This window comes from Enterococcus casseliflavus, from assembly GCF_029215545.1.
Lineage (GTDB): Bacteria > Bacillota > Bacilli > Lactobacillales > Enterococcaceae > Enterococcus_D > Enterococcus_D casseliflavus.
In genome coordinates this window covers 916,134-940,373 of record NZ_CP119393.1, presented here as the reverse complement: position 1 = coordinate 940,373, position 24,240 = coordinate 916,134, and the positions used below count along the sequence as shown (strand labels likewise).

Genomic DNA, 24,240 nt, shown 5'->3' with positions numbered 1-24,240 from the left:
CCCTTACGTTAAAATAAAATTGATTGTAAGATCAATATCAATGCTTGTGATGCTAGCTGTAAGACGATAATTGCAAACGCAATCGTAAAATCAATACCAGCAAAACTTAATTTCAATCGATCAAATAAACTCAAATACGGTTCACACACTTTTGCTAAGAAACGGCCAAAAGCGGATTGATACCCTCCTGGAAACCAAGACAAAAGTGCATAGATCACTAATAAAATGGTATACAGATAAACAGCATCACTTAGTAATTTAACGAATCTCAAAAATAAAATTGGCGTTCCTCCTCACTTTAGATATCAAAAAAATTGGTATCTGCTAATGTTTGGGCAGTGCCTTCAATTTCCATACCCTTAGGCGTGCAAAGAAAAATTTCATCGCCAACACGCTTGATATCACCATCTTCAGCGTACACTGTTCCTGTTAAAAAATCAACTATTCGACGAGCTTGGTACTCTTCAATTAAATGAAAATTAACAAGTACAGCATCCCCATTGATGACCTGCTTGGCAATCCCCATCGCTTCGGAATAGACGCGTGGCTCTACGATCGTTATTTTACCAGCTGCTTGTGCGGGTGTTTCTTTTGCTTTTGTTTCTTTGACTCTCGTATTGCTTCTTTGTTGTGCCATCGGAACGACTTTTTCTTCCGTCTTCGTCACCGATCTTACCCGTTCAGCCGCAGCTGAGGCTTGTTGATAGACAGCTGCTTGTGGTTGCTGTCTGTATTGATAGGCTTGATTTTGTGGTTGACTTGTTGTACGTGTTGCCGCTTGGCCAGATGCATACGTATTCGTGGTTGCTCTGGGGGCTGTAAAAGCTCCTCCTTGGTTCACAGCTTGTTTAGACGCTGTGCGTGCCGGTTCTTCCGTGGCAAATGTTTCTTCGTAGTAATCTTCTTCGTCAGTCAATCCAAAAAAATTGGTCAGTTTCTCTTTGAGCGACATCGGTCAACCTCCTTTTTTATTGAAATAATGCTGTTCCTACACGAATAAATGTTGCACCTTCTTGAATCGCAATGGGAAAATCATTACTCATTCCCATACTCGTTTCTAAGCAAGGGGCATGTGTAAGATGCAGGTCAGCGATCTGTTGTTGAATCCTTTTTAATTCTTTAAAAATCTGATGCTGCTCGTCTTTGGAAGCAGTGAGCGGGGCCATCGTCATCAATCCAACAACACGAATTTTGTCGAACGAAGCAAGTGCTTCAATAAAAGCCATTACCTCTTCAACAAAAATCCCTTGTTTCGTTGCTTCCTGCGAAACATTCACTTCCACAAAGCAGTTGATCGGATGCTCTGCTCGTTTTTGAATTTCTTGTGCCAGTTTGATTGAATCTAACGCATGGAAAAAATCAATCTCATTTATAATTGATTTTACCTTTCTGCGTTGCAAATTGCCAATAAAATGCCAACGGACATCTGGATAATCCTTTAGTGCTGCCTTCTTTTCAAGTAGTTTTTCTACTCGATTTTCTGCACAATCCCGCACACCATTTTCTAAAAGGACCCTTGTTGTTTCTGTATCGACGGATTTTGTCACAGCTGTCAAACAGACATCATTGGCATTTCTAGAAACAAGAGCACAGGAATCCTGTATCTCTTGCTGAATCTTGTGCAAGTTCTCAGAAATCATGTGCTCTGCCCCCTAGCGTTTACGACGGAAAAATGGTGGTGTGCTTAATTCGTCGTCATCATTCGAACGTACTTCATCACGGCTGAAGGTATCGAATTCTTTCTTTTCTACATTTTCAAATGTGTTTTCTTCTACTTTAGGTCGTACATTTTGTTCTTTGCGGATATCCCAATCACCAAAGCCATTGCTTTCTTCTGCTTGCGCTGGGCGTGCTTGATCCATATCTAATGTTGGTTTTTGAGGGATAGAATGAATTTGACCTTGGCTTTGTCTGCTAGAGCGAGAACCCCGTTCTTTTTTTGAAGGGTCAATGCCGGTTGCAATGACAGTCACACGGATCTCATCGCCTAAGTCTTCATTGATTGATGTACCTAAGATAATGTTTACGTCGCCTGTTGCCGCATGAGCGACGATATCAGAAGCATCTTGTGCTTCAAATAAAGTCATATCCAATCCGCCAGTGATGTTCAATAGCACTTGTTCTGCGCCATCGATCGACGTTTCTAGTAATGGTGAAGAGATCGCTTTTTTCGTTGCTTCGATTACACGTTCTTCCCCGCTAGCAACACCGATTCCCATCAAGGCTGTGCCTTGATTTTCCATTACTGTTTTCACATCAGCGAAGTCTAAGTTGACATAGCCAGGTGCAGTGATCAAGTCTGAGATCCCTTGAACCCCTTGACGCAAGACATTGTCTGCTTCACGGAATGCTTCAAGCATTGGCGTTTTCTTGTCAACAACTTCTAATAAACGGTTGTTTGAGATGATCAATAAGGTATCGACATTCTCTTTTAATTTAGCGATGCCTTCAGCCGCAAAACGGCCACGTTTTGGTCCTTCAAATGTAAACGGACGAGTAACGACACCGACTGTCAACGCGCCGATTTCTTTAGCGATTTTCGCTACGATCGGTGCAGCACCTGTTCCGGTTCCGCCACCCATACCAGCGGTAATGAAAATCATGTCTGCGCCTTCTAATGATTCGCGAATAGAATCTTCACTTTCTTCCGCTGCTTTTTGACCAACTTCTGGTTGAGAGCCAGCACCAAGTCCGCGGGTATATTTAGGGCCTAATTGAATGACTGTTTCTGCTTTTGAGTTTTTTAACGCTTGAACGTCAGTGTTGGCTGCAATAAATTCTACGCCCTTGACATTTTCTTCGATCATACGATTAACTGCGTTGCCGCCACCGCCACCGACTCCGATGACTTTGATCACAGCGCCGTCATTGATGTTATTATCAATTGAAAATTCCATAATTTATCTTCCTCCTGAGAATCGTTTTAGATTATTCAAAGATATTTGAGAAGAAATCTTTTACTCGGTTTGTGATCGACTCACCTTTTTTCTCTTCTTCTGCTTCTTCATAAGTTTCTTCTGGCGCTTCATATTGTTCGTAATGCACTTCTTGTTGTTGAATAGCAACGGGCTGTTGCGCCACTGTTTTTTCACCAGTGATCGCACTTTTGGCAAGCTGGTACACTTCGCTTAAGTTTGCCGAATAGTCAACGATACTGATCACATTCGTGAAAACAGGATTTCTAAGTCCCATATGATTAGGAACGTAAAGCTTGACGTTTGTTTCGAATACTTCTTGAGCAAGATCTACGACACCAGGAAGACTTGCAGCGCCACCAGTCAAGATCACGCCACCCGGTAAATCAAGTCCATCGATTTCGTCTAGGACTTCTTTTGATTTGGTGAAGATTTGTTCCATACGGGCTTCAATGATTTCTGATAAATAGCGTTCATCGATTTTCACTGGTTCTGATTTTCCGATCACATCAACCGGAAATTCTTCGCTGGCTGAAGTGCGTTCAGGATACGCATCCCCATAATTGATCTTCAATGCTTCTGCATTGTTGAAAGAGGTATTTAAAACCGTCGAAATGTCTTTTGTGACAAATTCGCCGCCCTCTTGGTTCACATGGGTGAATTTCAATTGCTTGTCGTGCATCGCTGCTGTGGTTGTTTGGCCGCCACCAATGTCGATGACGATCGTACCAAAATCTTTTTCACCGTCTGATAAAATCGATTCTGTTAGTGCTAATGGCGTAATGACTACTTCATTAACAATCAAACCAGATTTTTCAACACATTTGCGAATGTTGTGAATGATGGTTTTTGGTCCTGTATACACAACACCAAACATTTCTAGGCGAACCCCGATCATGCCACGAGGATCTTTGATTCCTTCAAAACCATCAACGGTAAATTCCTGCGGTAAAATAGCAATGATCTGTCTTTCAGGAGGGGTAGAACGAACGAGTGCTGCGGAGGCAACATTACGCACGTCTTCGTCGGTGATCTCTTTTGATTCACTATTGACAGCGATCATTCCTTGACAATTTTCCACTTCAAGAAGATTGGCTGGTACACCAACACTTACACTGCGAATTTGAATTCCTGCTTTTTCTTCTGCTTGTCTTACTGCTCTTTGAATGGCTTGTACCGTTTTATCGATATCTACAATGATCCCACGGTTGATTCCTTCTGATTTTGCATTACCTACACCAATGATATTCATTTGGCTGTCAACGTATTCGGCTACTACAACTTTTACAGATGTCGTACCGATATCAAGGCCAACATACATTCCCGTTTTTGCCATGGATGGGGTTCCCTCCTACTTAAATTGGATATATAGCGAACCATCACAGTCCGTTTTTAGAGTTCATTCGAATAATTTGTTCACTGTTACCAATTCTACCATATAATGGCGCTTTTTAGAAACAAGTTAATGAAAAAAACTCTTGAATTTTTCCTAAGAATCACTATCAGCTGTTTGATTTTCGTCTGCATCGTCTTCTTGTGTATTTGAAATTGGGTAAGTAAAGATTCCAACTTCCATATCCACAATACTGTCCTCGGTCAAATCTTTGGCAATTTGCGGATAATACTGCATTTGACTCACCATATTCGAAATGTTGACGATCACTTGATTGCCATCATTCATAAAGAGAGTCAGCAGCTCATCATTGCTGTCACGGGGGGTATATTTGATTTGAGAAACGCCATCGCGAATTTCTGAACTTAATTCTTGATAGGCACTAAGTGTTGCTTTGATTTTATCTTCAGCCGAAAAATTTTCTAAAACCGGCAATCCTTCCACTGGCTGCTCACTGATTTCATCTAACACAACTCCATTTTCTAAAACCGGCGCATAGCCACCATCTTGGGCTAGTAAAGCAACTTCTTGAAATTCAGTGACAGTGATATCGAAGCGATTGATACCAGATAGAGAAATTGAGGCATTTTTTATACGTGGCAATTCTTTTTTGATGGCAGACACGCTTTGATTACGTTCGAAAAATTGCGGCCACATCTCTTCATTGACGGTTAGGTCCGAATTTTCGAGAATTGCTTCTGCGGATACTTCATGATTGCCTTTGACGACCACATTCGCCAAACGACTAAGGGGCGAAACGAAATACAAAACAATCAATAAAGGAATCATCAACAATCCAATAATCAAGGCTAAACGGCGAATCAACACTTGGTTGCGGTACGCCTTTAGGTTAGGCAGCCGATCAGCAAAGGAGCGGGCCTTATTTTCTGGCTCTGGCAATGCTTCCTTCTCATCAACAGACTCTTCCATTGCTTCATCTGCTTCAAAAAATGTTTCTTCTTGCTCGTCTTCATGGTCTTTGGACGTATCTTCTGTTTCTTCAGGAGCAGGAGAAGACCAAGCTGGCTGATTGCCTTTTTCTTGCAAATACTTTAGATTTTCTTTTTGCCAAGGGGTCAACTCTTCCGTTGACGAGGGGGTTTGATCATCATGAGGTGTTTTGTCTTTACTAATGATAATCGCTCCTTTCTATCCCACACATTGTACTATTTGATTACCTCTTGCACAAGTCGAAATAATCGTTCTGAGGCATCGCTGATCCCTTGTTCTTTTGAGGCTTTTGCCATCTTACTACGAAGGGCTTCATCTTGCATGATACTGTCTACTGCTTCCACGAGGTTTTGACTGTTTAGTTCATGATCGGCAATCATTTTGACTGCTCCTGCATTGGCTAAACTTTGGGCGTTCTTCGTTTGGTGGTCATTGGTCACATAAGGACTAGGAATCAAAATCGCTGGAATCCCTAATGCAGTGAATTCTGCGATCGATGTGGCTCCTGCTCGTCCAATCAACAAATCACTATTTGCCATCACTTCTGCCATCTGATCAATGTAAGGGCGAATACTGATATTAGGAAAGGCATCTTTTGACATGCCGATTTTTTCTTCGATCTCTTTGTAATACCGTTCACCTGACGCATAGAGAAGCTGATACTCTTTTTGAGCAAACAGCGGCAGCGCATCAATGATCGCTTGATTGATTTTCAGTGCTCCTTGACTCCCACCAAAAACCAAGACCGTCTTTTTCGCCGGATTTAAATCGTAGGAAGACAAGATCGCTGACTTTTGACTGTTGCGTACTTCTTGACCTCTGGGATTCCCCACCAGCACCGTTTTCTTCGCTGGAAAGTACTGGGACGCATCGTGAAAGGCAATGGCGATTTTGTCCACATATTTGGTTAGAAATTTATTCGTGATCCCGGGAACACTATTTTGTTCATGAATAATTGTAGGAATTTTCAACTTCGCTGCAGCAAAGACCACCGCGCCAGAAACGTAGCCGCCGGTGCCGATCACCACATCCGGTTGAAACTCCTTGATGATTTTTTTGGCTGCGTAATAACTTTTCATGAAAAGTTGGATCGTTTTTACATTATCGAAGGACAACTTACGCTTAAAGCCTTGGATTTCTAATGTTTTAAAAGGAATACCTGTTGGAGGGACGATTTTATTTTCCAAGCCCCTTGTTGCACCAATGTATAAAAATTCGGCTGTCGGGTCAATCTCTTTTACATAATCGACAAAAGACAACGCTGGATAAATATGTCCGCCAGTACCGCCGCCAGTCACAAGTATTTTCATATCCGTCACTCATTTCTATTTAAGTTCTGCTACTGCCGCCATAAATTTGTCGCCGCGAACTTCAAAATTAGGGTATTGATCCCAACTTGCATTCGCAGGTGACAATAAAATCGTATCTCCAGCAGCACTTAAAGAAAAGGCTAATGGGACGGCTGTTTCAACATTGTCTGTCATTTCAATTGTTTTTACCCCTGCTGCTTGAGCAGCAGCGGCTAATTTTTCCTTTGTTTCACCAAACAACACGATGGCTTTTAGCCCTTTTAGTGCGGGAACTAAGTCATCAAAGCTGTTCCCCCGATCCAGACCACCTGCCAATAAAATCAGTTTCTCATTGTCAAAGCCGCCTAATGCCATTTCTGTGGCTAGAATGTTTGTTGCTTTGGAGTCATTGAAAAATTTCACCTGATTGATGGTGGTGACATACTGAGTCCGATGGGGCACGCCTGTAAAGGTTTGTAACGCTTGCTTAATGGCTTCGTTTGGCATATCGCAAAGTTTACCGACAGCAATCGCTGCTAATGCATTTTCAATATTATGATCTCCTGGCACGCCAAGTTCATCAGCTGCCATAATCACTTCTTCTTTATAATAGAGGATACCGTCAAGCATGTACGCGCCTGCTACTTTTTCCTTGGTGGAAAAAGGAATGATTTGCGCTTTTGATTTTGCCGACAGTGCTTCTAGTTCTGGCTGGTTCCAGTTGATCACCAAATAATCATCTGCAGTCATTCGCTGTTGCAACCGCCACTTTGCTAGGACATACTCTGGACGACTGCCATGGTAATCGATATGGGCTTCATAAATATTGGTGATCACGGCGATTTTTGGTCGCAAAGTATCGATCCCCATCAATTGGAAGCTAGACAATTCCATGACTAATCGGTCTTCCGCTTTGGCCGTTTGAGCAACGGAACTTGCAGGAAACCCAATGTTCCCAGAAAGCAGTGCCTGCCCTTTTTGCATCCCTGCGTTTAAGACATTGGCGATCATGGTCGTTGTGGTGGTTTTTCCGTTCGTACCAGTAATGCCGATAATCGGAGCCTCAGAGATTTGATACGCTAGCTCCACTTCCGTGATTACAGGAATTTTTTTCTCTAAAGCTTTTTGAACAAGGGGCTGTGAATAAGGGATTCCTGGATTTTTCACAACTAACGAAAAGCCTTCATCCAATAATTCGATTGGGTGGCTGCCAGTGATCACTTTGACCCCTAACGCCAAAAGATCTTGTGCTTCGGGATTTTCAGCAAATGGCTTGCCGTCATTAACGGTCACAAGTGCGCCCAAATCATGTAACAATTTGGCCGCACTGAATCCACTACGCGCTAATCCTAGCACAAGAACTTTTTTATTTTGATATGTTTTAATTTTTTTCATTTTCTTCATCTCCTACCATACAAGGGCTATTGTGAGCAACGAGCAACCTAACGCAATACACCAAAATACAGTGTCGATCTTCCACTCAGACCATCCGCTCATTTCAAAATGATGGTGGATGGGTGACATCTTGAAGATTCGTTTGCCCGTTAATTTGAATGAGGCAACTTGCAGCATCACGCTTGCTGTTTCACAAACATAGACCAGTCCGACAAGCAAGAGGGTCCATTCTTGGTGTAAAAGAATCGAAATTGCTGCCAGCAGACCGCCTAAAGCCAGTGAGCCGACATCCCCCATAAAAATTTTAGCCGGTTTGCGATTGTACGGAAAGAAGCCGATCAATCCGCCAATGATTGCTAGACAAACGATCAACACATCGATTTGATCTTGCCGCCAAGCAATCAGTGCGTAAGTTGAAAAAGAAATCGTGCCCAGTCCTGCGACCAGACCATCGATACCGTCGGTCAAGTTGACTGCATTTGAAAAACCGACCAGCCAAAAGATGACGAACACTCCGTAAAAGATCGACAGTGGCACATCGATCCCAAAGAAATTTAGCACGTCTGCATTGCCTTCCGCTCGAAAAACAAAGTAAAAGACGAGTCCGCCTAAAATCTGTCCAATCAATTTTTGCAGCGAGTTTAAGCCCATATTTCTTTTGCGGAAAATCTTGATGAAATCGTCAAGAAATCCTAATGCACCATAAACCAAGGTAATGAACAAAAGAATGAACAATGAAGCAGTCAGTTGATTTTGCCATGCCCCTACCCAAATTGCAGTGATCATTGCAGAAATCAAAAATACAAACCCACCCATCGTTGGTGTACCAGCCTTTACATTATGCCATTTAGGGCCGTCACCACGTATTTCCTGTCCGTATTTCTTCATTTGAAAATAGCCGATAAACAAAGGCATCGCGGCTGTTACGATCGCAAAGCCGCTTGCCAAAGGTAATATCATCTCTGTCCATTCCATATCGTTCTCTCCTATTATTCTATTCGTTTTCGCTTAGTGTAAACTTGATCGATTGTCCCGATAACTCAGTATAAGGCTCCACGCTCTGTTTGGTACAATAGCCGTCCCCTTCAAAACTGACGTCCACATTCAACAGACTGCCAAATTTGATCAAATCTGCTTTGGACCAGGAGGTCGTATCAGGCATGTAATACTTGTTGCTATCCGTAATCAGCAGTACCCGTCCGCCAGGCATGATCGAAGTGCCGCTGTCAACGGACTGTGCGATGACCTTCTCGCCATCACCGATGACAACAGGGGTCAACCCAGCTTTTTGAACGTCAGTTGCCGCTGATTCTGTATCAAGATTACGATAATCCCCTACAGTCGTTTCACTACCAGAGGTTGTACTATCTTCTAATGCAGAATTTTTCAGATCCATGACTCGTTTCATCAATGGATTGGCAATTTCACCCAACACGGTGCTTTCGTGCTTCTCTGGCAATTTGATCGTCAAATACAAAATATATTCAGGTTCTTCTGAAGGAAACATCAAAACAACAGAATACAGATAATTGGTACCACCAGACAAATACTTACCGGTCGTTGGATCGGCTACTTGGGCTGTCCCCGTTTTCGCGGAAATATTGTAGCCCGGTAGTTCATAGACACCATAAGCACTTCCGTAATTTTCACTTTCGACAACATCACGCATATATTCCCGTACTTTTGTTGCCGCTTCTGCTGTGATGGGATGGCCAACTTCTTCTGGTTGTGTGACCGTTTCTTCTCCTGTATTGCCATCAACGATTTTACTAATAAATTGTGGTTTTAACATCGTTCCGTTATTTGCCACCGACGTAAAGGCCTGCATCATTTGGAAATTCGTCACACCAATCGCTTGACCAAATGACGTCATCGCTTGGCTGACAGGGTTATCCTCTGGTGTGATCCCAGTATTTTCGTTAGGCAATCCTGAATAGGTACTGCGACCAAAACCAAATTCTTTTAAGTATTGCTGCCAACGATCTGCCATTCGCTGTTCCAAGGTCACCATTCCAATATTACTCGACCATGAAAGTGCTTGGCGCATCGTCAGTGTTCCTTTTTGACCGAAGTCCCAGTCGTTGATGGTTGCATCATAAAGTTTCATTCCATCAGGGCTTGGGGTAAAAGTTTCGTTTTCATTAAAGATCCCTTGATCGATCGCTGCAGCCGTCGTCAAGATCTTCATGGTTGATCCTGGCTCGTAGTTGTCCTCAACTAATAGGTTTTGCCAATCATTGATGGAATCCAAATTTTCTGGATTATAGGTTGGTCGCTGCGCCATCGCCACGATCTCACCCGTTTTTGCATCCATCAAGTTCGCTGTTAAGTTTTCTGGTTTGTTTTCTTTAAAGACACTGTCCATCAGCGTTTCCAAGTAGCTTTGGATTCGACTATCGATGGTCGTATAGACGTCTTTTCCATCCACCGCTGCAACAGTTTCGGCTACGGTTCCTGGCAACGGATTTTGATTGTTATCTTTTTGATAAACGATCTCGCCATCGGTCCCAGAAAGCACGTCATTGTACGCAGCTTCTAGCCCGGTTTTCCCAACTAGACCAGTATCGTCATCATTAGCAACAGCATACCCGATAAAGTGAGAAGAAAAGACACCATTCGGATAAAGTCGAGCTGGATGACTGTCAAAATGAAAGCCAGCAATCCCTTCTTTTTCCATTGCATCTTCAATCGCATTCTTTTGTTCTAATGTAATATTGTTCCCTTTGCTTCCAAAAGAAACACGCCATAATTGTTGCTCAAGCCCTTCTTCTAATGTATTGACTGCTGTTTCTTGGTCGATGGACAATACATCCGACAAGATTTTGCCCAATTTATTGAAGTTTGCTTCTTCTGCAAAAAGATTCTTTTTGCCATCTTTGTAATTTTGGTTCAAAACAGCGTAAATTGAATAGGAAGTCACATCTTCAGCAATTGGAATCCCATTGCGATCATAGATCGTTCCACGTTTCGCTTTGATGACTTCACTGCCTTCATAAAGATTTTTCGTTTTTTCAGCTAAGGAAGTCCCTGCGACATCTCCGACAATGACGATGTAGCTCAAACGCGTGACAAACAAAAAGAACAATCCAATACTCGTAGCAAAGAGAATAATACCTACTTTTTTGCGATTGTTCGTTGTAGTTTGATTGTTCTTTTTTAAGTATTGCTTGAATTTATCTGTTAACTTCATTTAGTCCACTTTCCTTAAATTGCCGTCATCGATCGACAATCCATTATCCTCAGCAATCTTTTGGATGCGCTCGGTTTTAGAAAGTTCATTTTTCTCTTGTTCCAACTGTTCTGCTTGTGTTGTTTTTTCATTGATATCCGATTGGATCAAAGAAATATCGTGTTCGACTTGACTGATATTGGTTCGAATATTGATGGTCAAGATCGCCAACGTCAATACAGAGATGATCACAAAGGCAGCAATCAGTTTTTCCAGAGTAGAAATGCTTTTTAACCGACGAGCCGGAGATGCTGGTACGCGGATGACCTCAGGACGCTGGGGATCAGTAGGCAGTTTTTCAGTTGTCGGTTCAGAGTGTTCCATAGGTTGTGATTCAAGTGGTTCTCTGAATTCATAGTCATGAACTTTTAGTTCTGCCATAGTTGTTACCCTTCGCTTTCCTTGATTTTTTCCGCGATTCGCAGTTTCGCACTGCGAGAACGATTATTTTCAGCTACTTCTTCCTCAGTTGGAAGTAGTGGTTTTCTTGTTATAAGTTTAAGTGTTGGTTGGAATTCTTCTGGTATCATCGGCAAACCTGGCGGCATATCCTTCGGTGTGCTGTATTCCTTGAACATCGATTTCACGATGCGATCTTCTAAAGAGTGAAACGTGATGACACTCACACGTCCGTTGACTGCTAAAAGATGAATCGCTTGTTCAAGTGATTCTTCAATCACACCTAGCTCATCATTGACTGCAATGCGAATGGCTTGGAAAACCCGTTTTGCAGGGTGTCCGCCTTTTCTTCTTGCTGGCGCAGGAATGGCTGTTTTGATGATATCAACCAACTCACCCGTTGTTTCGATTGGATGATCTTGTCGCACCCGCTCGATTTCACGAGCGATTTGTTTCGAGAATTTTTCTTCTCCATAACGGAAGAAGATTTTGACTAATTGGTGGTAGTCGAATTGATTGACTACTTCATAGGCAGTCAATGCTGCAGTTTGATCCATCCGCATATCCAGCGGTGCATCTTGGTGGTAGCTAAAGCCGCGTTCGGCTTCATCTAATTGGGGTGAGGAAACACCTAAATCGTACAAAATCCCATCGACTCGGCTCACACCGTGTTGATGCAATGCTTCCTTTAAATAGCGGAAATTACTTTTAATGAACGTAACCATTCCTTTAGCAACATATGGTGCTAAACGTTCTTTCGCATGATCGATAGCAGTTTGGTCTTGATCAAAAGCAAAGAGATGTCCCTCTTCAGACAGTTGCGACAATAAATATTCACTATGACCGGCTCCACCTAATGTACAATCGACATAGACGCCTTCTGGACGAATCTTTAACCCATCAACGGTCTCCTGTAGCATAACGGTGTAGTGTTGAAAATCTGCCATGTGTTTTTTCCTCTTCCTATCAAGCCTATAAGCCAAAATCAATCATTGTTTCAGCAATTTCATCAAAGTTTTCTTCTGCTTCTTCAGAGAATGCTTGCCAACGCGTTTCATCCCAAATCTCGATTCGGTTTGAAACGCCGATGATCACACAGCTTTTGGTAAGGTCTGCATGATTTCTCAATGTAACAGGGATATTGATTCGTCCTTGTTTATCGATTTCGCACTCTGTTGCAGCAGAATAAAAGAAGCGGACAAATGTCCGAGCGTCCTTTTTCGCTAAAGGCATTTCGTTTAGTTTTTCTTCAAGTTTTTCCCATTCAGATAAGGGGTAGCCAAATAAACAGCCATCTAATCCACGTGTCACAACAAATTTTTCTCCGAGTTTTTCTCGTAGTTTTGAAGGGACGATTAGTCGGCCTTTTGCATCTATCGAATGTTGAAATTCACCCATAAACATCGATAAATAACCCCCGATCTCCACCTGATATTCACAGTCTACCACAATCCCCCACTTTCTACCACAAATTATATGAAATTTGAAAGGGAAGTTGTTTGACTTTTCTTTACCAAATGAGGAAAAAGAGGAAAACCGACTACTTAAAGTTTTTAAAAAAACTTTAAGTGAAAAAATGGGCGTTTATCAAGAGTCAAAACACTATAAGTAACTAACAATATTTAGAATGATCAAAACGACATGAAAAATGATCGTAAATAGAAAAATACTACGCCAATACATCTTTAAATAGCGACCATATTGGATCTCCTCATAGTAATATGCCTGAAAAACTGCCAGCAGAATCCCTAATAAAAAAATGGAGATCAAATAGTACAATGTGATCGCTTGATCAAAAGTATACTTTGATAATTGATGAATCCCGACCATCAAAAACGGTACTGCTAAATCCGGTGCCTTCACGTGGTAACGATCATTCAAGGACAACGCGGAAACAATGAACCGACAGGCGAAATAGACGAGCACAGGGAAGATATACCAAAACAAAACGATTGGATTAAATCCAGACATACAGCAAAATCCTTTCTAACAACTAGTGTCACTATACTTTATTTTCTTTACATCCGTGTTTCAGTTCTTTTAAAAATCTGAGCTGGAATAAGACAGCCATGAAATTTTTAAGGAGCCTCTTTGTTCATCAGCCAACTTTTGAAAGTCTTGAAGAATGCATTTCTTTACCTATTAAAACAGAAGGGCGTAGCTTCAACAAGTCTATCTTGCCATTCTAGTGATTTTTTTTGTCCTGAAATTGAAAATTTCTTAATTTCTCCTTGGTTCAACTTGAGTTCTTGTGTATTTGAGGGTAAACTGTCACTAGAATAACTCTAAAAGGTGGATTAGAATGAACGAGAAAAAACCAAAAAGTACCTTTGCAAAAATCACGCAAGTCGTGATCTGGACCATGCTTATTCTCACTGTTGGCTCGATTTTCTTAGCAGCATACACAAGTATTATGGGTTAATCCTATTAAAAAAGTGCCCTTTTCCAAAATGATGGCTTCCATCTTTTGGAAAAGGGCACTTTTTTTACAGCAAGGGTGACACAAGGCGTGCCAAGCCTTCTTTGATTTTGATCGTCAGCTTTCTTTGCTGATACGCTTCGATCGTTAAGTGCTTAGAATCGATCGAATCCGCCAGAAACGCTTCTTTCGTTTGCGTCGCGAGTTGTGCATCGTAGATGATCGTATTGACCTCAAAGTCTAAACGAAACGATCGGACATCGATATTTGCTGAACCAATCGAAACGAGCCCACTGTCAATGATCATCGTTTTTGCATGCATAAACCCTTTCTCATAGGTTTCGATGACTGCCCCAAAATGCAGCAGCTCAGCCGCAAAGGAATAGGTCGCCCAATATACCAAGGGATGATCCGGTTTGTTAGGGATTTGTATATGAACTTTCACCCCAGAAAGCAGTGCCAACTTCAAGGCATTGTGAATGGCTTCATCCGGAATATAATAAGGTGTTTGGATCAAGATTTCCTTTTTGGCTAAGTTGATCATTTTCAGATAGGTCATTTTGATTTCTTCATGTTCCGTATCAGGACCACTCGTGATGACTTGGGCTGCAACTGTCCCGACTTGTTTAATTTCAGGAAACAAGGAAGGATCATATTTGATCTCCAACGCATGTTGTGAATTCCAATCCATCAAAAACCGATTTTGCAGCGAATAGACAGCTGAACCGGCAATTCGCAAGTGATTGTCTCGCCAATAACCGAATTTTTCCACTTGCCCTAGATATTCATCTCCCACATTAAAACCGCCTGTATAGCCAATTTCTCCATCGATCACCACGATTTTCCGATGATTTCGATAATTGATTCGCGGATTGACATAAGGAACGAATAAAGGAAAGAAGAAGGCAATTTGACCGCCATGTAGACGCAACTCATCAAAAAACTTCAATGATACTTGGGTGCTGCCCCAAGCATCTAATAAGACTCTTACTTTTACGCCCCGCTTCGCCGCGCGCACCAGTGCCTCTTTGACTTCATTTCCCAATGTGTCACTGCGATAAATGTAATATTCCATATGAATGTGATTTTTTGCCTGTTCGATATCCGCGATCAAAGCATCAAATTTCTGCCGTCCGTCGGTATAAAGCGTCATACTATTCGCTGTCGTATACAGGGATTGCCCAAAGACTGTCAACAGGTAGACCAGCTGCTGCACTTCTACCTGCGCGGTCGGCGGATGCGGAAACAGCTGACGAGCGAGCGCTTGTTTTTGTTCTTCTAATTCAACATTCAGCCCCACCTTTGCCTGTGAGCGCATATCAAAGATCTTTTCCTTAGAGATCCCTCTACCAAAGAAAAAGTAAAGCACAAAGCCAACGATTGGAATGAACATCAAGACCAAAAGCCAGGCCCACGTTTGAGCAGTCTGCCGCCTTTCTCTGAAAATGATAATGATTGATAACAAAATATTGACTATAAATAAAATGGTTACCAAATTATCCATTACAACCATTTCTCCACCTCTTCCCCGATTTCCCGCTACTAAAGCATATCAAAAAATAGTACCTAAAGTAAAGAAACACTGTGATGAAACAAAAAAAGCCGATCTTGACGATCGACTTTAAGAAAACATCGGTTTAGAATTTTAAGAAACGGCGCATTGATAATACGGAACCAAGTGAACCGATCACGATCCCAATCAGTGCCATCACACCGCACACTTGAATCAAGAACAGATTTGGTGTGATCAAACTATAGTTTGATCGTAGCAAGTTTGGATTGACCCAACTGTAAACTTGGTGATACCCGAAGTACATCAACGCAATTGGAACGATCGATCCTAAGAGACCGATCCAGCCGCCTTCAAGGAAGAATGGCCAACGGATGTAGCCGTTTTTCGCCCCCACCAGACGCATGATTTGAATTTCTCTTTGACGAGACAAAATCGTGATCCGAATCGTATTAGAAATCAAGAACATTGCCACAAAAATCAGTAAGACAGCAGCAGCTAAGCCCCAAGTCCGTACAGCAGCAGACAATTCGAATATTTTATCAGAAGAATCACCACCGTAATCGGCTTTAAAGACATTCGGCAAATCCCCAGCTTGTTCTGCGATCTCTGTCGTATACTCTGGATCTGTGGCACTAACGACAAACACGTTATACAGCGGATTGCTGTCGCCTTCGAATAAGTTCCATGAATCCCCCATTGCATCTTGGATTTTCTGCAATTCTTCGTCTCGACTCGAAAATTGTACATCTGAAACGTTCGGCAGATCATTTAAGGCCTGTTCTAAAGCATCCATGTCTTCTTGTTCCGTACCAATATCAACGAAAACCGAAACGTCCACATTCTCACGAATGTCTTCGGCTAGTTTTGTTGCATTTAAGATTACACCTAGAAAAATACCGACTAATGTCAGTGTGATCGTTACCGCACTCAATGACGCAATAGTCATCCAGCCGTTACGCTTTAAACTTTTGATACTCTCCAGGAGATGACGGAAAAATGTTCTAATCATCGTAACCATATTCTCCTTCCGCTTGGTCGCGAATAATGCGGCCATTTTCAATCGCGATCACGCGATGACGAATCGTATTTACGATCGTACTATTATGGGTCGCCATAACGACCGTTGTTCCTTGGGCATTGATCCGATCAAGCAGCTTCATGATTTCCCATGAGTTTTCAGGATCTAGATTCCCCGTTGGTTCATCCGCAATCAATACTTTCGGCGTATTTACGATGGCACGAGCGATCGACACCCGTTGTTGTTCCCCACCGGAAAGCTCACTTGGAAAGACCCGAACTTTATGTTTCAGTCCGACCAAATCCAAAACTTCCATCACCCGTTTTTTGATATCACGAGGCTTGCGGCCGATAACTTGCATTGCATAAGCAACATTTTCAAAGACCGTTTTCCGTGGTAAAAGTTTATAATCCTGAAAGACCACGCCGATTTCCCGACGCATCAAAGGGATCTCGCGGTTTTTCATGCCGACCAAATCATATCCTGCGACATTCAAAACGCCTTTGGTTGCTCTTTCTTCTCGATACATCAATTTGATAAAGGTTGATTTGCCGGCGCCTGATGGTCCAACGACATAGACAAACTCTCCTTGATCAATTGAAATCGAAAGGTTACGGATAGCAGTCGTACCATTAGAGTACTTTTTCATTATATCTTTCATTTCTATCATACAGCTATCTCTCCATCTCAAATTTTCATTCTGGCTTATTATAGCATGAATATATTTCACCTTGCTTGCAACAGATTACAATTATGTTTCAATCTGTTTAAGTCACACAAGGTTATTTTTGATTCAGTTTCAGCTTCAAATACGCGTCGATAAAGCCATCCAAATCGCCATCCATGACTGCCTGTACATTCCCAGTTTCGAAATTCGTTCGGTGATCTTTGACCATCGAATAGGGATGGAAGACATAAGAACGGATTTGCGAGCCCCAACCAATTTCTAACTGCTCGCCTCGCAAGGCTGCTGCCTCTTGCTCTTTCTTTTCCACTTCTAATTGATACAGCTTGGCTTTCAACATCCCCATCGCTTGCTCACGGTTTTTCAATTGTGAGCGCTGGGCTTGGCTAGCAACGACCGTTCCTGTCGGAATATGGGTGATCCGCACAGCAGATTCGGTTTTGTTGATGTGCTGTCCACCCGCACCACTTGCGCGGTACGTATCGATTTTCAAATCATCTGAGTTGATTTCCACATCGATCGCCCCATCTAATTCTGGCATCACATCCACCGAGCAAAATGACGTGTGCCGTCTCTTGGCTGAATCAAAAGGTGAGATCCGAACTAAACGATGAACGCCTTTTTCCGATTTCAAATACCCATAGGCGTTGTGGCCTTTTACAAGTAAAGTGACACTTTTGATCCCCGCTTCATCACCAGCTTGATAGTCGAGGGTCTCTACTTGATACCCGTGTTGTTCGCAAAAACGAGTATACATCCGTAACAGCATGCTGCCCCAGTCTTGTGATTCGGTACCGCCTGCACCAGGATGAAGCTCGATGATGGCGTTATTTCGATCATAGGGTTCATCTAACAGCATCGACAATTCATAAGACGCCATTTTCTCGTTTAGCTTCGTGATCCGTGCTTCAAGTTCTGCTTCCATTTCTGGGTCTGCTTCTTCTTGAATCATTTCCAACATCACTTCCAGCTCTTCCAATTCTTCTGCTAACTGATTGAACTGATCGTAGGTCTCTTTGTTGGCATTGTTTGCGTTAATGACTTGTTGAGCTTTTTCTGAGTCATCCCAAAAGGTGGGATCTGCCATTTGGTGTTCCGCTTCCGCAATGTCCTCTTCTAACTGATCTAAGTCAAAGAGACCCCCTAAAACTGATTATTTTTTCATTCATCTGGGTCAATTGATTCCGAATATCTGCGATTTCCATTAAAATTCCTTCTTTCTTTTTTTCTTACAAACGAAAGTAGACTGGACAAAAACGTCTGCCAGCCTACTCTCAACTTTTTCAAAACGTGTTACATACTTTTCCCGTGGCAATTCTTGAATTTTTTCCCGCTGCCGCATGGACAAGGATCGTTACGACCAACGTTTTTGAAACTTGGTGCTTGGGCAGCAGGTGCTTCTTCTACCCCTTGTGCTTCCCCTTGAGCAACTTGTTCCCGTTGAACGTTTTGACGAATCTCTGCCTTCATAAAGAGACGAGTTACTTCATATTCGATCGCTCCAACCATGTTCTCAAACATATTGAATCCTTCTGTTTGGTACTCAACTAATGGATTGTTTTGTCCATAAGCCCGTAACCCAACCGATTGACGCAGCTGATCCATAGCATCGATGTGGTCGGTCCACTTCGTATCGACAACTCGTAGGATGACCACTTTTTCAAATTCCAGTAATTGTTCTGGACTATTAAGTTGTGCTTTCTTTTGTTCAAAGACTTCTTCTGCCCGTTGGTTTAGGTAGTCTTTGATCTCTTGAGCTGATTTGCCCTTGATGTCCTCGATACTGATAGTATCTTCATGAACAAGTGCATTCGCCGCAAAATCAACGATTCCTTCGTAGTTCCAATTGCTTTCTTCTAATTGCGTATGACTGTCGACGACTCGGCTGATGGAACGTTTCACCATATTCATTAATTGTGGTGAAAGATCCGTTTCTTCCATGATCACTTCTTGACGTTGTCCGTAAATAACTTCCCGCTGTTCTCGCATCACGTCATCGTATTGCAAGACGTTTTTCCGAGTATCGTAGTTATTGCCTTCCACTCGTCGTTGGGCAGATTCTACTTGTTTTGAAAGCATCTTGCTTTGGATCACGGCGTCGCCTTCATCGATCTTCATCCGATCCAAGAACACTTTGATTCGTTCAGAACCAAAACGCTTCATTAAATCATCTTCTAACGACAAGTAAAATTGCGACATCCCTGGATCTCCTTGACGTCCCGCACGTCCCCGCAACTGATTATCGATCCGTCGTGATTCATGACGCTCAGTACCGATAACTGCCAAGCCGCCTAGTTCTGCAACACCAAGACCTAACTTGATATCCGTTCCCCGACCAGCCATATTGGTCGCGATCGTTACAGCACCTTTTTGTCCCGCATTCAAAATGATTTCTGCTTCTTTAAAGTGATTCTTGGCATTCAATACTTCATGAGGAACTTTCTCACGATCAAGCATCGATGACAGTAATTCAGAAGTCTCAACAGCGACCGTCCCTACAAGCACGGGTTGTCCTTTGCGGTGACGCTCTTTGATGTCTTGAACGACTGCTTGGAATTTGCTCGTAAGCGTTGGATAAAGCAAGTCCGCACGATCATCCCGTAAGATTGGTTTGTTTGTAGGAATCTGAATGACTTGCATGTTATAGATTTCTCGAAACTCTTCTTCTTCCGTTTTCGCTGTACCAGTCATCCCAGACAGTTTTTTGTACATCCGGAAGTAGTTCTGGAATGTGATCGTCGCCATCGTTTTGGTTTCATCTTCGATTTCGACACTTTCTTTCGCTTCGATCGCTTGATGGAGCCCATCAGAATATCGGCGACCATCCATGATCCGACCTGTAAATTGGTCAACGATCATTACTTTTCCATCTTGCACGACATAATCGATATCGCGAATCATAATGTAATTCGCTCGTAGTGCTTGGTCCAAGTGATGGGTCAATGCCGTGTTTTCAATATCATACAAGTTTTCTAAGCCGAAGGTCTCTTCCGCTTTTTCGATCCCACGTTCTGTCAAACCGATCGTTTTTGATTGGATATCGATTTTGTAGTCTTCTTCTTCCGTCAAGCGTTTGACAAAATTGTCGACCCGATTGTATAGCGCAGTTGATTTTTCTGCTTGTCCTGAAATGATCAACGGTGTTCTCGCTTCATCGATCAAGATCGAATCGACCTCATCGACGATGGCATAGTTTAATGGACGCTGTACCATTTGATGACGGTAAACCACCATGTTGTCCCGCAAATAGTCAAACCCTAATTCATTGTTTGTACTATAAGTGATGTCACAAGCATATGCCGCACGTTTTTCTTCTGCTGATTTTGAGTTAATGTTCAAGCCGACCGTCAACCCTAAAAAGTTGTACAGCTCCCCCATCTCAGTCGAGTCACGAGTTGCCAAGTATTCATTGACAGTTACGACGTGGACACCTTGACCGCTCAAAGCATTCAAATAAACAGGTAATGTCGCCGTCAAGGTTTTCCCTTCACCCGTACGCATCTCTGGGATATTCCCATCATGCAAGACGATCCCACCCATTAATTGGACGTGGTAAGGATAAAGGCCCAAAACGCGTTTTGCAGCTTCACGTACTACTGCAAAGGCTTCAGGTAATAATTTATCCAAAGTCTCTCCCTCTTGGAAACGACGACGAAATTCATCGGTTTTCCCGCGTAATTGTTCATCAGATAAAGCGGCCATTTCATCCGCATGTGATTCAACTTGATTCGCAATATGGTCAAGACGTTTTAATTCTTTTTTGTCGTTTTCGATTAATTTTCTAAAAAAATTGGCCATACCTTAATAATTCTCCTTTTACTTCTGCATTATCCTAGCTGGAAACTCTCCTAACTATTTTAGCACTAGTTCACCATAAATGAAATATTTTTCGATAGAACTATCGCATCAATCTTGCGTGATAAACGGATTCTTAACCTTTTTTCACAGATTTTAAAGAAACGCGGGAAAAAAAACACGCAACAAGCCATTGATCGGCGCTGAAAGTCCAGCACACGCCCAAACGTCTTGTTGCGAAGGTTTGCAAATTATGCCGTTTTAAAACGGGTTTTTAAGAAAGCTAAGAAGAGCATCAGTAGCATGCCTAAAGACTGAATCCCGATCATCAAGACGATATCAGCGCCAATAAATCCTGCCAACATCGCAACGAGAGAGCCTGCCCCCAGTGCATTTAAAATCACGTTCGTACTTTCTTTGAAGCTGCCGATTGTCGATAGTCGTGATTTTTTCGTCAACCAGAGGAAAAACGCTGCGCCTATGACTAGAATACTATTCATTGCCACCAATAAAAATGCCACTGTGATCGTCTGACTGAAGAAAATCGCTGTCTCGTTGTTGCGATAGAAGCCGTCTTCGATTGCTTTTTGAAACGAAGCCGCATCATCTACTTGATCAGGTGCCATTTCCGCCGTGTAACGCATTTCATAGTGATAAGTTTGTCCATCGATTTCTTCTTTGATGGTCCAGTCTGTTTCCCGAAAATTGATGGCGTATTTTGCTTTTTCAAGAGCCGCTTCTGAAAGCGCAACGCCTATGATCCCCGCTTCTGTTTGGGAAAAGACTTGTGACTCATCCGCTAAAAGTTTGCCATCTTCCAGCTGCAACTCATTGTATTTTGCTGCCGTTTCTGCCGTCACGAGTGTTTTTGCATGGGGAAAAAATGCCGCAAAGGCTTGATCCGTTTGCTTGCTGATTATTAAGGTCAACGGGATCATCAGCAAGGACATCAAGAAAACATAGACGAACACTTGCTGCCAGCGATTTAATATTTTACGCCATGCATAGACTTTTGTTGGAGAAAAAATGGCCCCAAAGTACGTTAAGGGAAATCGTTGTTCAGACATCCTATCATTCCTATCCTTTTGTTCCGCCAGAGGTCAAACCTGAAACAAAGTATTTTTGTAAGAAGAAAAACAGTGCAGCGATCGGTACGGCGATCAAAATCGCCCCAGCCGCAAAGAGTGCGACCCGTTGGTTACGGGCATCATTGATAAAGGTTTGTAGCCCGACTGCGACGGTCAAACGCTCTTGTGAGCGAAGCAAGAATCGCGCCAGCAAGAATTCGCCGAATGGTCCCATAAAGGCCCACAATGCTTGGACGGCAACCATTGGTTTTACGAGGGGCAAAACGATTTGCCAAAAGATGCGAAAATGCCCTGCACCATCAAGTTTTGCTGATTCATCCAAGTCGATCGGTACCGTATCAAAGTACCCCTTCATCAGCCAAGTATTCATCGGAATCCCACCACCGATATAAATCAGTGTCAAGAACCAGAAGCTATCTAGACCGTTTGCTAATAAGCCCATGACATAAAAAGCGGTCAACGCCGACATTGTCGGTACCATTTGAACGATCAAGAACACCATCAGACTACTTTTACGACCAGCAAAACGGTAACGACTGTAAGTATACCCTGCTAACGTTACGATCATTACTTGAATGATCATCGTCGAAACGGCCACGATCAAGGTATTTTTATACCATGTCAAATACGGGGTTTCATTGAATAAACGTCGAAAGTTGTTCAATGTCCAATCCGCATCAAAATCTAAGCGAAAAGCGATCATGTTCCCTGCCTTGAAGGCTGAGGTTGCGGTAATCAACAAGGGATAGATGATAATGATCGATAACGCGATCATAAACAAGTAGGTAAATAATTTGCTGAAAGAAAACTTCTTCTTTTTCATCCTCAATCCTCCATATTAAATGCATTCGTCTTTTTAAACACCAGTAATGAAATGGAGATCACCACAAAGGAAATGATCAAGGTCAATGCAGAAGCAATCGAATATTGTGGTGAGCCGCCGGTCGTCAGTTTGTAGATCCATGAAATCAAAATATCTGTCGATCCAGCATTTCCGCCTAAACTTCCTGGTCCACCTTCGTTAAATAGATAGATCATCGAGAAGTTATTAAAGTTCCCTGTATATTGCGTAACGAAGGTTGGGGCTGCTACCAAAAAGATTGCCGGCAGCGTAATGTTCCGAAAACGCTGCAACGCATTGGCTCCATCCATTTTTGCTGCTTCATACAAATCTTCGGAAATGGATTGTAAAATCCCCGAAACCATTACATAGATGTAGGGGAACCCTAACCAACCCTGAATCAAAATAATCGCCGTTTTCGTCCAAAACGGATCGGTCTTCCAAGCAATGTTCCCAATATCCACAAAAGGTAGATTGTTCAATAGCGGGATCACCTGCGTATTGATCGCTCCTGCGGTATCATTAAACATATTTGAAAAACTCATGATTGTGATAAACGCTGGCACCGCCCAAGGAAGCAAGAAAATCACCCCAAAGACGCGACGAAACTTCACAAATTTTTGGTTGGCAACAACTGCTGTCAGTATGCCGAGTGTAATTTGCAAGGTGGTTGCTAAAACGGTCCAAATCACCGTCCAACTGAATACTTTTACAAAGGTGTCGCGGTAAGAACTTAAGGTGAAGATATTCGTGAAATTCGAAAAACCGATCCAGTCGATTAAGTTTGCTGGCGGAATGTGTCGAAAATCATAGTTGGTAAATGCCATAAAGAGCGTCACCATTACTGGAAAAATAATTGCTACGATCATTACCAAGTAGGCAGGGATCGTCAGTAAGTACGCGAACCCATCTTCGTATAATTTTTTGAAAAATTCTTTTCTCGTAACAGCTACCGGGAAGCCTTTTTCAATGCTTTGCCGAACCTGATAAGCATCTTTGATATTTAAAACCCAAAAGATAATGAAAATAACGGTAACGATGACCTGCAGTGTTCCTTCAATCAACAAGAACAAAGAGTTGTCTTCCATCGGTACTGATCCGAGTGTGACAAAGTTATAAAGTGCTTGTCCACCAAACAAAAGCATTTCGACCAGAAAAATCAGAAAGGCTGCAAAAAAGAGACCCGCTTTGAATTTCTGACCATTTTTGAATTGTCCCCCACCAGGGATGATTGAAAGAAGCGCTGTCTGCATGGCTTGTGAATTCGTCCTCATATGTATCCTCCTTAAAATCGAAAGTCTGCCAAGCGG

General features: G+C 42.5%; 22 protein-coding genes and 2 pseudogenes. 1 reads left to right on the top strand and 23 read right to left on the bottom strand.

What is annotated here, in order from left to right; all coding sequences use genetic code 11:
- Nucleotides 1–8 precede the first annotated feature (8 nt).
- The 14 genes from P0G38_RS04490 to P0G38_RS04425 form a co-directional block, all read right to left on the bottom strand.
- Nucleotides 9–272 (bottom strand): YggT family protein, encoded by a 264-nt coding sequence (locus P0G38_RS04490; protein ID WP_005228822.1) that lies wholly within the window; start codon nt 270–272, stop codon nt 9–11.
- Between the two features lie 26 nt (nt 273–298).
- Nucleotides 299–952 (bottom strand): cell division protein SepF, encoded by a 654-nt coding sequence (locus P0G38_RS04485; RefSeq protein ID WP_275854113.1) that lies wholly within the window; start codon nt 950–952, stop codon nt 299–301.
- A gap of 16 nt (nt 953–968) precedes the next feature.
- Nucleotides 969–1,640: a YggS family pyridoxal phosphate-dependent enzyme gene (locus P0G38_RS04480; RefSeq protein WP_074536072.1), complete on the bottom strand. Its 672-nt coding sequence runs from the start codon at nt 1,638–1,640 to the stop codon at nt 969–971.
- A 12-nt stretch (nt 1,641–1,652) separates the two neighbouring features.
- Entirely contained in the window at nt 1,653–2,897 is a 1,245-nt protein-coding gene (ftsZ, locus tag P0G38_RS04475; RefSeq protein WP_005228816.1) for a cell division protein FtsZ, read from the bottom strand.
- A 31-nt stretch (nt 2,898–2,928) separates the two neighbouring features.
- Nucleotides 2,929–4,251 (bottom strand): cell division protein FtsA, encoded by a 1,323-nt coding sequence (ftsA, locus tag P0G38_RS04470; protein WP_005228814.1) that lies wholly within the window; start codon nt 4,249–4,251, stop codon nt 2,929–2,931.
- A gap of 153 nt (nt 4,252–4,404) precedes the next feature.
- Nucleotides 4,405–5,388 carry a cell division protein FtsQ/DivIB gene (locus tag P0G38_RS04465; RefSeq protein ID WP_081116377.1) on the bottom strand — a complete coding sequence of 328 codons (984 nt, stop codon included), beginning with the start codon at nt 5,386–5,388 and terminating at the stop codon, nt 4,405–4,407.
- 86 nt (nt 5,389–5,474) lie between these two features.
- Nucleotides 5,475–6,569 (bottom strand): undecaprenyldiphospho-muramoylpentapeptide beta-N-acetylglucosaminyltransferase, encoded by a 1,095-nt coding sequence (gene murG, locus P0G38_RS04460; RefSeq protein WP_010749767.1) that lies wholly within the window; start codon nt 6,567–6,569, stop codon nt 5,475–5,477.
- Between the two features lie 15 nt (nt 6,570–6,584).
- On the bottom strand, nt 6,585–7,943 hold the full coding sequence (murD, locus tag P0G38_RS04455; protein WP_128431585.1) for a UDP-N-acetylmuramoyl-L-alanine--D-glutamate ligase: 1,359 nt from the start codon (nt 7,941–7,943) through the stop codon (nt 6,585–6,587).
- A 12-nt stretch (nt 7,944–7,955) separates the two neighbouring features.
- Entirely contained in the window at nt 7,956–8,918 is a 963-nt protein-coding gene (mraY, locus tag P0G38_RS04450; protein WP_010749769.1) for a phospho-N-acetylmuramoyl-pentapeptide-transferase, read from the bottom strand.
- Between the two features lie 19 nt (nt 8,919–8,937).
- Entirely contained in the window at nt 8,938–11,133 is a 2,196-nt protein-coding gene (locus P0G38_RS04445; RefSeq protein ID WP_275854112.1) for a penicillin-binding transpeptidase domain-containing protein, read from the bottom strand.
- On the bottom strand, nt 11,134–11,553 hold the full coding sequence (gene ftsL / locus P0G38_RS04440; RefSeq protein ID WP_005228796.1) for a cell division protein FtsL: 420 nt from the start codon (nt 11,551–11,553) through the stop codon (nt 11,134–11,136). It lies immediately after the preceding gene.
- A 5-nt stretch (nt 11,554–11,558) separates the two neighbouring features.
- The gene (gene rsmH / locus P0G38_RS04435; protein ID WP_005228794.1) at nt 11,559–12,518 is read right to left on the bottom strand and encodes a 16S rRNA (cytosine(1402)-N(4))-methyltransferase RsmH; all 960 of its coding nucleotides are present in this window, start codon (nt 12,516–12,518) and stop codon (nt 11,559–11,561) included.
- Nucleotides 12,519–12,543: 25 nt separating this feature from the next.
- A complete protein-coding gene (gene mraZ / locus P0G38_RS04430) occupies nt 12,544–12,975 on the bottom strand; it encodes a division/cell wall cluster transcriptional repressor MraZ (RefSeq protein WP_005228792.1) in 432 nt (143 codons plus the stop codon).
- Nucleotides 12,976–13,173: 198 nt separating this feature from the next.
- Nucleotides 13,174–13,542: a DUF3397 domain-containing protein gene (locus P0G38_RS04425; RefSeq protein ID WP_005228786.1), complete on the bottom strand. Its 369-nt coding sequence runs from the start codon at nt 13,540–13,542 to the stop codon at nt 13,174–13,176.
- Nucleotides 13,543–13,873: 331 nt separating this feature from the next.
- Here P0G38_RS04425 and P0G38_RS04420 point away from each other — a divergent pair, with 331 nt between their 5' ends.
- Nucleotides 13,874–13,993 (top strand): DUF4044 domain-containing protein, encoded by a 120-nt coding sequence (locus P0G38_RS04420; RefSeq protein WP_005237290.1) that lies wholly within the window; start codon nt 13,874–13,876, stop codon nt 13,991–13,993.
- 64 nt (nt 13,994–14,057) lie between these two features.
- Here the strand turns inward: P0G38_RS04420 and cls are convergent, their stop codons facing one another.
- The 9 genes and pseudogenes from cls to P0G38_RS04380 all read right to left on the bottom strand — a co-directional run bounded on the left by cls (nt 14,058) and on the right by P0G38_RS04380 (nt 24,204).
- Nucleotides 14,058–15,503, bottom strand: coding sequence for a cardiolipin synthase (gene cls / locus P0G38_RS04415; RefSeq protein ID WP_005228785.1), 1,446 nt, complete (start codon nt 15,501–15,503; stop codon nt 14,058–14,060).
- 124 nt (nt 15,504–15,627) lie between these two features.
- Entirely contained in the window at nt 15,628–16,512 is an 885-nt protein-coding gene (gene ftsX / locus P0G38_RS04410; protein ID WP_338070815.1) for a permease-like cell division protein FtsX, read from the bottom strand.
- The gene (gene ftsE / locus P0G38_RS04405; protein WP_005237293.1) at nt 16,505–17,191 is read right to left on the bottom strand and encodes a cell division ATP-binding protein FtsE; all 687 of its coding nucleotides are present in this window, start codon (nt 17,189–17,191) and stop codon (nt 16,505–16,507) included. The genes ftsX and ftsE overlap by 8 nt, the downstream gene beginning before the upstream one ends.
- A 112-nt stretch (nt 17,192–17,303) precedes the next feature.
- Nucleotides 17,304–18,411 (bottom strand): peptide chain release factor 2 gene (gene prfB, locus P0G38_RS04400; protein ID WP_100214389.1). Its coding sequence is split into 2 segments (ribosomal slippage): nt 17,304–18,338 and nt 18,340–18,411, totalling 1,107 coding nucleotides; the frame shifts between segments, so codons are not numbered across the junction.
- 88 nt (nt 18,412–18,499) lie between these two features.
- Nucleotides 18,500–18,574, bottom strand: a pseudogene (locus P0G38_RS17215) (SEC-C metal-binding domain-containing protein); the annotation flags it as partial.
- A gap of 45 nt (nt 18,575–18,619) precedes the next feature.
- A pseudogene (secA, locus tag P0G38_RS04395) lies at nt 18,620–21,004 on the bottom strand (preprotein translocase subunit SecA); the annotation flags it as partial.
- Nucleotides 21,005–21,252: 248 nt separating this feature from the next.
- Nucleotides 21,253–22,068 (bottom strand): DUF1189 family protein, encoded by an 816-nt coding sequence (locus P0G38_RS04390; RefSeq protein WP_275854109.1) that lies wholly within the window; start codon nt 22,066–22,068, stop codon nt 21,253–21,255.
- 10 nt (nt 22,069–22,078) lie between these two features.
- Entirely contained in the window at nt 22,079–22,912 is an 834-nt protein-coding gene (locus P0G38_RS04385; protein ID WP_016608756.1) for a sugar ABC transporter permease, read from the bottom strand.
- Between the two features lie 2 nt (nt 22,913–22,914).
- Complete coding sequence (locus tag P0G38_RS04380) at nt 22,915–24,204, bottom strand: carbohydrate ABC transporter permease (protein WP_010749778.1); 1,290 nt, start codon at nt 24,202–24,204, stop codon at nt 22,915–22,917.
- Nucleotides 24,205–24,240: the final 36 nt, after the last annotated feature.